Raw genomic sequence first — 12,117 nt, forward strand, 5'->3', positions numbered from 1 at the left:
GGAGACGACGGACATGAGCACACGCACCCTGATCTCCCCCGCCCAACTGGCCCGCCCACGCGGCAAGTTCCTCTACTGGACCGCGTTCACCGTAGTGACGGTCCTCTTCACTCTGGTCTTCATCGGTCCGCTGTACTGGATGGTCACCAGCGGCCTCAAGTCCCCGCAGGAATTCGCCCAGACACCGCCCAGCCTGATCCCCGACTCCGTGCATCCGCAGAACTACGCGGACGCCTGGGGCGTGATGGACCTGGCCAGGCTCCTGTTCAACACCCTGTACTACGCGTTCGGGGCGCTCGCCTTCCAGCTCGTCTTCGACGTGGCCGCCGCCTACTCGCTCTCCAAGCTGCGGCCCGTCTTCGGCAAGGCCATCCTCGGCGCAATGCTCCTCACCCTGATGATCCCGGCCACCGTCCTGGTCGTTCCGCAGTACCTGACCGTCCTCGACGTGCCGGTCGTGGAGCGCAACCTCATCAACTCTCCCTGGGCGATCTGGCTTCCCTCGGTGACCAACGCCTTCAACATCTTCCTGCTCAAGCGGTTCTTCGACTCCATACCGCGCGAGCTCCTGGACGCCGCGGCCATCGACGGCGCCTCGTCCATGCGCACCCTGCGCTCGGTGGTCCTGCCGCTGTCCCGGCCGATCCTCGGCGTCGTGTCGATCTTCGCGGTGGTCGCGGTCTGGAAGGACTTCCTCTGGCCGATGCTCACGCTGCCCGACCCCGCCAAGCAGACCGTCAACGTCGGCATCTACTCCCTGGCCGCCAGCGTCTCCGAGAACTGGCTCCTCGCCGCCCTCGCCATCGCCTCGCTGCCGACCCTGATCATCTTTCTGATCTTCCAGCGCAACATCATGAGCGGCCTGACCGCCGGCAGCCTCAAGGGCTGACCCCCAGGCCCCGCCCCACGCACCCCGCCACCGCACCGAGCCCCGGCGACGGGGTCCCACCTGCCCGAAAGGAACTCACGTGGCAGTCACCTCCCCGACCGATGCCTCCTGGTGGCGCTCGGCCGTCATCTACCAGGTGTACGTACGCAGCTTCGCGGACGGTGACGGCGACGGCACCGGCGACCTCGCCGGCGTCCGCGCCAAGCTGCCCTACCTCGCCGAACTCGGCGTCGACGCACTGTGGTTCAGCCCCTGGTACCTCTCGCCCATGGTCGACGGCGGCTACGACGTCGCCGACTACCGCGTCATCGACCCGGCCTTCGGCACCGTCGCCGAGGCCGAGAAACTGATCGCCGAGGCCCGCGCGCTCGGTATCCGCACCATCGTCGACATCGTCCCCAACCACGTCTCCGACCAGCACGTGTGGTTCAAGGCGGCCCTGGCCGCAGGCCCCGGCGCTCCCGAACGCGAACTCTTCCACTTCCGCCCCGGCCGCGGCGCACACGGCGAACTGCCGCCCAACGACTGGCCGTCCCAGTTCTCCGCCGCCGCATCCACCTGGACCCGCGTCGACGACGGCGAGTGGTACCTCCACCTCTTCGCCCCCGAGCAGCCCGACCTCAACTGGGCCCACCCGGCGGTCCGCCAGGAGCACGAGGACGTCCTGCGGTTCTGGTTCGACAGGGGAGTGGCAGGCGTACGGATCGACTCGGCGGCCCTGCCCGCCAAGGACCCGGCCCTGCCCGACTTCACCGAGGGAGTCGACCCGCACCCCTTCATCGACCGCGACGAGCTGCACGACATCTACCGCTCCTGGCGTGCCGTCGCCGACGAGTACGACGGCGTCTTCGTCGGAGAGGTCTGGCTCCCCGACGCCGAACGCTTCGCCCGCTATCTGCGCCCCGACGAGATGCACACCGCCTTCAACTTCGCCTTCCTGTCCTGCCCTTGGGAGCCGGGAAAGCTGCGTACGTCCATCGAGGCGACCCTCGCCGAACACGCACCCGTGGGAGCTCCCGCGACCTGGGTGCTGTGCAACCACGACGTGACCCGCACGGTCACGCGTTACGGCCGCGACGACACGGGCTTCGACTTCGCCACCAAGGTGTTCGGCACCCCCACCGACCTGGCGCTCGGCACCCGCCGCGCCCGCGCCGCGGCCCTCCTGGCCCTCGCCCTGCCCGGCGCCGTCTACATCTACCAGGGCGACGAACTGGGCCTCCCCGAGGCCGACATCCCCCGGGAGCACATCCAGGACCCCATGCACTTCCGCTCCGGCGGCACCGACCCCGGCCGCGACGGCTGCCGGGTTCCCCTGCCCTGGACGGCCGCCGAACCGCACGCGGGCTTCGGGTCGATGGCCGGCCCCTGGCTGCCCCAGCCCGAGGGCTGGCCCTCGTACGCCGCCGACCTCCAGGCGGCGGACCCCCGCTCCATGCTCACGCTCTACCGCGCGGCCCTGCGCCTGCGCCGCGTCGAACCGGGCTTCGGCGACGGGCCGTTGACCTGGCTGCCGGCCGCCGACGGCGTGCTGGCCTTCGTACGCGAACCGGGCCTTGCCTGCGTCGTCAACCTCGCCCCCGAGCCCTGTGAACTCCCCGCCCACACCCGCCTCCTGCTGGCGAGCGGCCCTCTGGACGAGGAGCGCCGTCTGCCGCGGGACACGGCGGTCTGGCTGCGCATCTGACAGCGCGCCCCTCCCCGAGACCGAGCACTGACCTCCCCACTCACAAGGAAGGTGCACCACTCCATGACCAGACATGACAGGAGCACTACAAGGACGAGAACGAGTGCCACGCGCAAGTGGTACGCCGCCGTGGCCACCGCGGGCCTCGTCGGCACCCTCGTTACCGGCTTCACCGCCACCGGCGCGCAGGCCGCCGAGACGGCAGCGGGCGCCACCCTGCCCTTCACCTCCGTCGAGGCGGAGAGCGCGACCACGAACGGCACCAAGATCGACCCCGACTACACCCAGGGCACGGTCGCCTCCGAGGCGTCGGGCCGCCAGGCGGTGCGGCTCGCGGCGGGCCAGAGCGTGGAGTTCACCCTCCCCAAGGCGGCCAACGCACTCAACGTCGCCTACAACGTGCCCGACGGTCAGTCGGGCACGATGGCCGTGTACGTCAACGGCCAGAAGATCTCCAAGACGCTCGCCGTCACGTCGAAGTACAGCTACGTCGACACCTCCTGGATCGCGGGCTCCAAGACCCACCACCTCTTCGACAACGCACGGCTGCAGCTCGGCCAGAACCTGCAGTCCGGCGACAAGGTGAAACTGGAGGCCACCGGCACCCAGGTCACCGTCGACGTCGCCGACTTCGAGCAGGTCGCGGCGGCCACCTCCAAGCCCTCCGGCGCGCTCTCGGTCACCGACAAGGGCGCCGACCCCACCGGTCAGGGTGACTCGACGCAGGCCTTCCGCGAGACCATCGCGGCGGCCAAGGGCGGCACGGTCTGGATTCCGCCGGGCGAGTACAAGCTCACCCAGTCGCTCAACAACGTCGACAACGTCACGATCCGCGGGGCAGGCAACTGGCATTCGGTCGTGCGCAGTTCACGCTTCGTCGACCAGTCGAGCGCGCCCACCGGCAAGGTGGGCCTGCACGACTTCGCGGTGATCGGCGAGGTCACCGAGCGGGTCGACAGCAGCCCGGACAACTTCGTCAACGGATCGCTCGGCCCGAACTCCGCCGTCTCGGGCATGTGGCTGCAGCACCTCAAGGTCGGCCTCTGGCTGACGGGCAACAACGACAACCTGGTCGTGGAGAAGAACCGCATCCTCGACATGACCGCCGACGGCCTCAACCTCAACGGCACGGCCAAGGGCGTCACCGTACGCGACAACTTCCTGCGCAACACCGGCGACGACGCGCTCGCCATGTGGTCCCTCAACACCACCAACAGCGACTCGACCTTCGAGGGCAACACCATCTCGCAGCCCAACCTCGCCAACGGCATCGCCATCTACGGCGGCCGGAACATCACCGTCAAGGACAACCTCATCCTCGACACCAACGCGCTCGGCAGCGGTATCGCCATCTCCAACCAGAAGTTCCTGGACCCGTTCTTCCCGCTGGCCGGCACCATCACCGTCTCCGGCAACACCCTCGTACGCACCGGGGCCATGAACCCCAACTGGCAGCATCCCATGGGCGCGTTGCGCGTCGACGCGTACGACAGCGCCATCGAGGCCACGGTGAACATCACCGACACGACGATCACCGACAGCCCCTGGAGCGCGTACGAATTCGTGTCGGGCGGCGGGACCGGCAAGGCCGTGAAGAACGTCAGCATCGACCGCTCGACCATCGACAAGGTGGGCACGGTCGTCGTCCAGGCCGAGACGCCCGGCGCGGTGAAGATGTCCAACGTCAAGGCCACCGGGGTGGGCGCGGCCGGTGTCTACAACTGCCCCTACCCGACGGGCTCCGGCACCTTCACCCTCACCGACGGTGGCGGCAACACCGGCTGGGACAGCACCTGGGACGACTGCTCGACCTGGCCGCAGCCCGGCGGCGGCAACCCCGACCCCGACCCGGACCGCAACCTCGCCAAGAACCGTCCGGCCACCGCGACCGGCTCCGTCGACGTCTACACGCCCGGCAAGGCGGTCGACGGTGACGCGGCCACGTACTGGGAGTCCGCGAACCACGCCTTCCCGCAGTCGATCACCGTCGACCTCGGCAAGGCCGAAGCGGTGCGCAGGCTCGTCCTGAAGCTGCCGCCGCCCGCTGCCTGGGCGGCAAGGACGCAGACCCTGTCCGTCCAGGGCAGCACCGACGGCGCCACCTTCAGCACGCTGGCCGAGTCGAAGGACTACCGCTTCGACCCGGCGAGCGGCAACAAAGTGACCGTCACGCTGCCCGCGTCCGCTCCCGACGTCCGCCACCTGCGGCTGCGCGTCACGGCCAACACGGGCTGGCCCGCGGCGCAGTTCAGCGAGGTGGAGGCGTACCTGTCCTGAACGACGGATGCCCCGCTCGCCCCCGGCCACGGCCGGGGGCGAGCGGGGCATCCCTCTGCTCTAGTTCTTCACATAGGGCGACTCGGTCGCGAGCTCCGCTGCGGCGGCGGGCGCGGGGCCCGACTCGCTGAGGCCGAACCGTGCGTGGAACCTGCGCAGGTAGCCGGGCGCGTACCAGGCCGAGCGGCCCAGCAGACGCATCGCGGCGGGTACGAGGATGCCGCGGACGGCGACGGCGTCGATGAGAATGGCGAGACCGCTGCCCAGACCGAACATCTGCATGAAGCTCAGCTTGGCCGTGCCGAAGGCGAAGAAGCTCACCGCGAGCAGGCAGGCCGCCGCGGTCACGATGCGTCCGGTGTGTCCCAGGCCGTTGGTCACGGCGGACTCGTTGTCCTCGCCCAGGTCGTGGAGCTCCTTGATACGGCTGGTGACGAACACTTCGTAGTCCATCGAGAGGCCGAAGGCGATGCAGAACATCAGCACCGTCATGGACACCTCCATGGGTTGCGCCGTGAAGCCCAGCAGCGAGGAGAGGTTGCCGTCCTGGAAGATCCACGTCATCACGCCGAGAGTGGCGCCCAGGCTGATCATGTTGAGGAGGAGCGCCCGCAGTGGCTGCACGATGCTGCCGGTGAACAGGAAGAGCAGGAGGAAGGTGGTGAGGGCGACCAGGGCCACGGCGAGGGGAAGCCTACTGCCGATGGAGTCTTTGGAGTCGACCAGTTCGGCGTCGACTCCGCCCACCAGGGGCTGTGATCCGGCGGGCGCGTCGATCGCCCGCACTTCCGCCACCAGGCCCTGGGCCGCGTCCGACTTCGGAGGCAAGGTGCTCACGACGGTGATCTGCTGCGCGTCGGGCCGGCCCAGGGCCTTGTTGCCGGGTATGGCCGCCTCGGACCGTCCGTCGGTGTAGGTGCCCTGGCTGGTCTCGACGCGGGCCACGCCCTTGAGGCCGGACAGGTCAGTGGCGTACGTCTGCAGGGGGGCCTTGCTCAGGGGGTCGTCGATGACGACGTGGAGTGCCGCGTCGTCGTTGCCGTTGAACTTCTCCCGCAGTACGGACGAGACCTGGCGGCTCTGTGCGTCCTCGGGCAGCACGCGTTCGTCCGGTGTGCCGAAGGTGATGCCAAGGAGCGGGCTCGCCGCGAGGAGAAGCACCGCGAGCACGGGCAGTGCGGTGAGCGCGGGGCGCCGCATGACGGTGCCGGCGAGGCGTCCCCACAGGGGCGCGCGGCCGGTGGGCCGCCCACGCCTCGCCCACGGCAGACGTCCGCTGTTGACCCGGTGGCCCAGGACGACGAAGAGGGCAGGCATGACGAACAGGGTGCTGATGGCGGCGATGGCGACGACACCGACCCCGGCGTAGCCGAACGAGCGCAGGAAGTACTGCGGGAACACCAGCAGGGCCCCGAGCGCGGCAGCCACGGTCGCGGCGGAGAACGCGACCGTGCGGCCCGCGGTGCTGACCGTGCGGCGGACGGCGTCCTCCACGCATGCCCCTGCCGCGAGTTGCTCGCGGAAGCGGCTGACCATGAGCAGGGCGTAGTCGATCCCGAGGCCCAGCCCCAGGGCGGTGGTCAGGTTGATGGCGAAGATGGACACGTCGGTGACGCTGCCGAGGACGAAGAGCTCCGCGAACGTGCCCGCGATGGCGATGAGACCGATGATCAGCGGCAGCAGGGCCGCAACCAGACTGCCGAAGACGAGCAGGAGCAGGACGAGGGTGAGCGGCACGGCGATGGCTTCGGCCAGGAGGAGATCTTCGCCGGACTGTGTGCCCATCTCACTGGTCACGGCCGCGCCACCGCCCGCCTGGATGGTGAGCGCGCCCTTGTACGGGCCGGCGTAGGCGTCGATGACGCCCTTGGCGTTCTCGTCCCGCTCCAGGTCGTCGCCCTTCACATGGGCGAGCACCATGGCTTCACGTGCGTCCTTGGAGCGCAGGTCGGGGCTTGCCGTGTCCCAGTACGAGATCACGTTCCCGAGGTTCTTCTCCTTCTTGAGGTCGGCGACCAGGGCCTTGCCGTTCTGTCGGGCTTCCGGTGCGTCGACGCGGCCTTCGGAGGTGCGGACCAGCAGGACGAGGTTCGTCTCTCCGTCGAACTTCTCGTCGATGACCTCCCCGGCCCGGGTGGACTGCGAACTCGGGTCGTCGTAGCCGCCTCCCAGCAGCTTGCCGAAGGCGCCGGCGCCCAAGGCACCCATGAGGGCCAGGGCGACGACGGCCACGACGAGTATGAGCCGGGCCCGGCGGATCGCCAGTTCGGCTATGCGTTCAAACACGTCCGCTCTCCTTTGGTGTCCATGCGGCGAAAGCGGCGCGATGCGGCCTGAAGGAGGGGACGCGAAACGGCCGGAACAGGTGCGGTGTCGCACTCTTCGTCGCCGCGACCGACGTTAGTGAGAGGACAAGAAATTTGGCAGTGTTAGATTTTCTTCACGCCCCTCAACTACGGTCGCCCACAAGGGTGATCGCCGTTCGGTCACCGCACCCCCGTAGAGGAAGCCGCCATGGTCACGCCCTCCCTGCGCGAGCGCCGCCGCGCCGCCGCCACGCGAGAGATCCTGGACGCCGCCGAGCTCCACATAGCCGAACACGGGCCCGCGGCCCTGTCCCTGCGGGCGATCGCCCGCAGCCTCCAGATGACCGTGCAGGCCCTCTACCACTACTTTCCGAGCCGGGACGCGCTCGTCACGGCGCTCGTCACCAAGGCGTACGACGACCTGGCCGACGCCGTGCAGGCCGCCGTCGACTCCGCGGAGGACGGCTCGGACCTGCCGCGCCTCGTGGTCGCGGCCGAGGGCTACCGTCGTTGGGCCATCGCACGCCCCGAGCACTTCCAACTCCTCTACGGCACACCCCTACGGGACTACGCGGCACCCGCGGAGGGCACGACCACCCAGGCGACGCGCAGGATGAGCGCCATCTTCGAGCGCGAGCTGTTCGCCGGGTACAGCGCGGAGCAGCTCGCCGCGGCTGAGGCCCCCGTGCTCTCGCCCGCGCTGAGGGAACACCTGGAACAGCTGCCGCACTTCGGCGGGGGGCGCCTGCCACCGGCCGCCACCGCGCTCTTCCTGAGCGCCTGGGGGCATCTGCACGGGCTCGTGGTCCTTGAGGTGTTCGGGCACACCTCCTTCCTCGGCGAACACCAGGCCGAGATCTTCCGCGTGGCGATGCGGAACCTGCTGGAGGACATTCGTCGCAGAATCCCCGGAGACCGGACCTGACGGGTCATCAAACGGCGCTGGAGTGACGGTGGATACGTGGGGCGAGCATCCTCCGGCCAACTGGCCAGAACGCGGTGGGTTGTTCAGATAAACCCCGCTCCGAGCAAGATCACCGCTTCGAGTGCTGCCGCCGGTCTTATCGGGCGAGGCGGGCGCAACAGCCGTTAAATGGTCTCTGGATCCGGGCGAAATCCTTGAGATTACGCCTCTACTTCCAACTTTCGCCGGTTGGCACGTCTATGCCGGTTAACACCCCTGCGAAGGAGAGCTCGCCCGATGACCGTTGACACCAGCCCGGAAGCCCAGCTGGAGCCGCCCCGGCAGACCAGCCTCGGCACCGCGGCTGCCCGCAACCTCGCCACCACGACCAAGTCCGCCCCGCAGATGCAGGAGATCACCTCTCGCTGGCTGCTGCGGATGCTCCCCTGGGTGGAGACCAAGGGCGGCACCTATCGCGTGAACCGCCGCCTGACCTACACCGTCGGAGACGGCCGCATCGAGTTCGTCCAGGACGGCGGCGACGTCCGGGTGATCCCCCGGGAGCTCGGGGAACTGGCCCTGCTGCGCGGCTTCGACGACAAGGAGGTGCTGACCGAGATCGCCGGCCGGTGCGTCCAGCGTGACTTCCGCGCCGGAGAGGTACTGGTCGAGCGCGGCGCCCCGGCGGAGGAACTCCACCTGATCGCCCACGGCAGGATCAGCCAGAAGTCCGTCGGCAAGTACGGGGACGAGGTCGGCGTCGGCGTACTCGCCGACGGCGAACGGTTCGGGGAGAACGCCCTTCTCGACGACGACGCCCGATGGGAAAGCACCGCCACCGCCGAGACCTCCGGCACCCTGCTCACGCTCTCCCGCGCCGACTTCGCCTCCGTGCTGTCATCGGCGCCCGAACTCCAGGCCCACGTCGACGAGTTCCGCAGGCTCCCTCGGCAACGCCAGAACAAGTACGGCGAAGCCGAGATCGCGATGTCGGCCGGTCACGCCGGCGAGGTCGCGCTGCCCGGCGCCTTCGTCGACTACGAACTCAAGCCGCGGCAGTACGAACTCTCCGCCGCCCAGACCATTCTGCGGGTCCACACCAGGGTCACCGACCTGTACAACGGGCCGATGAACCAGATGGAGGAGCAACTCAGGCTCACCATCGAGGCGCTGCGCGAGCGCCAGGAACACGAAATGATCAACAACCGCGAGTTCGGCCTGCTGCGCAACGCCGACTTCAAGCAGCGGATCCAGCCCCACTCGGGGCCGCCGACCCCGGACGACCTCGACGAGCTGCTCTGCCGCCGCCGCGGTACCAAGCTCTTCCTCGCCCACCCCAGGACGATCGCGGCGATCGGACGCGAGCTCAACTCCCGCGGTATCTACCCCGATCACGTCGACCTCGGCGGCCAGCAGGCGCCTGCCTGGCGCGGGGTCCCGATCCTGCCCTGCAACAAGATCCCCATCAGCAAGGAACAGACCAGCTCGATCCTCGCCATGCGTCTCGGTGAGGACAACCAAGGCGTCGTCGGCCTGCATCAGACCGGGCTTCCGGACGAGTACGAGCCGGGCCTGTCGGTGCGCTTCATGGGCATCAGCGACCAGGCGATCACCTCGTACCTGGTCAGCACCTACTACTCCGCCGCCATCCTGGTGCCCAACGCCCTCGGCGTGCTGGAGAACGTGCAGATCGCACGCAGGCCCGCGTAACGCAGGCAGGCCTGGCGGATCCGTCGGAAGGTCACGACAGCCCGGACCGCCCCGGGCCGGGCGGCCATGCCCGGATCCGGGAGCACACCCCTCTCACCAAGGAGCCACGGATGCCCGAACCCGGGTCTTCCCCTCTGCCGTCGAGCCCGCCCACCATCCCTGCCCTGGAGCGCATCCTGCGCGGCCCCAGCGGTCTCGGCACGGCGGGCCTCCAGCTGGGCCGGCGGGAGGAGCCGCAGCCGCCGGCGCCCAAGGAGCCCAAGGAGCCCAAGGAGCCCCAGGAGACCGAGGCGCCGGCGGAGGCGCTTCAGATCCCGGGCCTCTACTACCACCCCGTGCCGGAGCCCGACCCCGCCCGGGTGGCGGAGGTCAGCCGCAGGATCAAGGACTGGGCGGTGGACGAGGTCGAGCTGTACCCCGACGAGTGGGAAGGCCAGTTCGACGGCTTCTTGGTCGGGCGGTACATGGTCGCCTGCCATCCGGACGCCCCGACCATCGAACATCTGATGGTCGCCACCCGGCTCATGGTCGCCGAGAACGCGGTCGACGACTGCTACTGCGAGGACCACGGCGGCTCGCCCATCGGCCTCGGGGGACGCCTTCTCCTGGCACACACCGCACTCGACCCCCTGCACGCCACGAAGGAATACCAGCCGCAGTGGGCCGAGTCGCTCCACGCGGACGCCCCGCGGCGCGCCTACCGCTCCGCGATGGAGTACTTCGTCCAACAGGCCACCCCCTCCCAGGCCGACCGCTTCCGGCACGACATGGCGCGACTGCACCTGGGGTACCTCGCGGAGGGCGCCTGGGCCCAGACGGACCACACCCCCGGAGTGTGGGAGTACCTCGCGATGCGGCAGTTCAACAACTTCCGCCCGTGCCCCGCCATCACCGACACCGTAGGTGGCTACGAACTCCCCGCGGACCTGCACGCCCGGCCCGACGTGCAGCGGGTCATCGCGCTCGCCGGGAACGCCAGCACCATCGTCAACGACCTGTACTCGTACACCAAGGAACTCGCCAGTCCCGGACGGCACTTGAACCTGCCCGTGGTGATCGCCGATCGCGAGAACGTCTCCGACCGGGAGGGCTACCTCAAGGCGGTCGAGGTCCACAACGACCTCATGCACGACTTCGAGGCCGAAGCCGCCGCCGTGGCCACCGCCTGCCCCGTGCCGAGCGTGCTGCGCTTCCTGCGCGGCGTGGCCGTGTGGGTCGACGGCAACCACCACTGGCACCAGACCAACACCTACCGCTACAGCCTGCCCGATTTCTGGTAAGGACGGAATCATCTGTGACCAGCACTGAACTCACCACCGTCAGCGGTGCCACCGCGTTCGTCCCCGCCCCGGCGACGCCCTACCAAGGCGACATCGCGCGCTACTGGAACAACGAGGCGCGGCCCGTGAACCTGCGTCTGGGCGACGTCGACGGGCTCTACCACCACCATTACGGCATCGGGGACGTCGACCACGCCGCCCTGGGGGACGCCGGCGACAGCGAGCACGAGAAGAAGCTGATCACCGAGCTGCACCGCCTGGAGTCCGCGCAGGCCGAGGTCCTCCTGGACAACCTCGGCTCCGTCGGGCGTGACGGCACGCTCGTGGACGCTGGCTGCGGCCGTGGCGGTTCGATGGTGATGGCCCACCAGCGTTTCGGCTGCAAGGTCGAGGGCGTCACCCTGTCCGCCAAGCAGGCCGACTTCGCCAACCAGCGCGCCCAGGAACTCCGTATCGAGGACCATGTCCGAGCCCGCGTGTGCAACATGCTCGACATGCCCTTCGAGACCGGGCAGGCCGCGGGCTCGTGGAACAACGAGTCGAGCATGTACGTCGACCTGCACGACCTCTTCTCCGAGCACTCGCGGATCCTCGAGGTCGGCGGCCGCTATGTGACCATCACCGGCTGCTGGAACCCGCGGTACGGCCAGCCCTCGAAGTGGGTCTCCCAGATCAACGCGCACTTCGAGTGCAACATCCACTCCCGCCGCGAGTATCTCCGCGCCATGGCCGACAACCGTCTCGTGCCGCAGGCCGTCATCGACCTGACGCCCGCGACCCTGCCCTACTGGGAGCTGCGGGCCACGTCGTCGCTGGTCACCGGCATCGAGGAGGCGTTCATCAACTCGTACAAGGACGGCTCCTTCCAGTACGTCCTGATCGCGGCCGACCGCGTCTGACCGTCCGGTCGTCGCGAGGGGCCGGGCTCTCCAACCGAGGCCCGGCTCCTTCGGCTCGCCAAGTGCGTGCGTGAGGCGTCCTGTTGCGTGCCGCGCGGCCTCACCTACAGTGCGTGTCGCAAGACCGACCTCGATGACCCCCGCGTCCTTGACGACAACGGTCAG

At 69.1% G+C, this 12,117-nt stretch carries 7 protein-coding genes and 1 pseudogene; 7 read left to right on the forward strand and 1 reads right to left on the reverse strand.

What is annotated here, in order from left to right; translation table 11 throughout:
• Positions 1-13: 13 nt before the first annotated feature.
• The 3 genes from ABXJ52_RS34770 to ABXJ52_RS34780 all read left to right on the forward strand — a co-directional run bounded on the left by ABXJ52_RS34770 (position 14) and on the right by ABXJ52_RS34780 (position 4,853).
• Entirely contained in the window at positions 14-889 is an 876-nt protein-coding gene (locus ABXJ52_RS34770; RefSeq protein ID WP_367047771.1) for a carbohydrate ABC transporter permease, read from the forward strand.
• A gap of 79 nt (positions 890-968) precedes the next feature.
• Positions 969-2,576, forward strand: a complete 1,608-nt coding sequence (locus tag ABXJ52_RS34775) for a glycoside hydrolase family 13 protein (protein ID WP_367047772.1) — start codon at positions 969-971, stop codon at positions 2,574-2,576.
• 63 nt (positions 2,577-2,639) lie between these two features.
• Positions 2,640-4,853: a discoidin domain-containing protein gene (locus ABXJ52_RS34780; protein WP_367047774.1), complete on the forward strand. Its 2,214-nt coding sequence runs from the start codon at positions 2,640-2,642 to the stop codon at positions 4,851-4,853.
• A 60-nt stretch (positions 4,854-4,913) separates the two neighbouring features.
• Here the strand turns inward: ABXJ52_RS34780 and ABXJ52_RS34785 are convergent, their stop codons facing one another.
• On the reverse strand, positions 4,914-7,139 hold the full coding sequence (locus tag ABXJ52_RS34785; RefSeq protein ID WP_367047776.1) for an MMPL family transporter: 2,226 nt from the start codon (positions 7,137-7,139) through the stop codon (positions 4,914-4,916).
• A gap of 228 nt (positions 7,140-7,367) precedes the next feature.
• On the opposite strand from ABXJ52_RS34785, the gene ABXJ52_RS34790 reads away from it, so the two are divergent.
• From ABXJ52_RS34790 to ABXJ52_RS34805, 4 genes and pseudogenes are all read left to right on the forward strand, one after another.
• Positions 7,368-8,084: a TetR/AcrR family transcriptional regulator gene (locus ABXJ52_RS34790; protein ID WP_367047778.1), complete on the forward strand. Its 717-nt coding sequence runs from the start codon at positions 7,368-7,370 to the stop codon at positions 8,082-8,084.
• A gap of 276 nt (positions 8,085-8,360) precedes the next feature.
• On the forward strand, positions 8,361-9,773 hold the full coding sequence (locus tag ABXJ52_RS34795; protein ID WP_367047780.1) for a family 2B encapsulin nanocompartment shell protein: 1,413 nt from the start codon (positions 8,361-8,363) through the stop codon (positions 9,771-9,773).
• A 152-nt stretch (positions 9,774-9,925) separates the two neighbouring features.
• A pseudogene (locus tag ABXJ52_RS34800) lies at positions 9,926-11,053 on the forward strand (family 2 encapsulin nanocompartment cargo protein terpene cyclase); the annotation flags it as partial.
• Between the two features lie 14 nt (positions 11,054-11,067).
• On the forward strand, positions 11,068-11,952 hold the full coding sequence (locus ABXJ52_RS34805; protein WP_367047782.1) for a geranyl diphosphate 2-C-methyltransferase: 885 nt from the start codon (positions 11,068-11,070) through the stop codon (positions 11,950-11,952).
• Positions 11,953-12,117 lie beyond the last annotated feature (165 nt).

This window comes from Streptomyces sp. Je 1-332 (assembly GCF_040730185.1).
GTDB lineage: Bacteria > Actinomycetota > Actinomycetes > Streptomycetales > Streptomycetaceae > Streptomyces.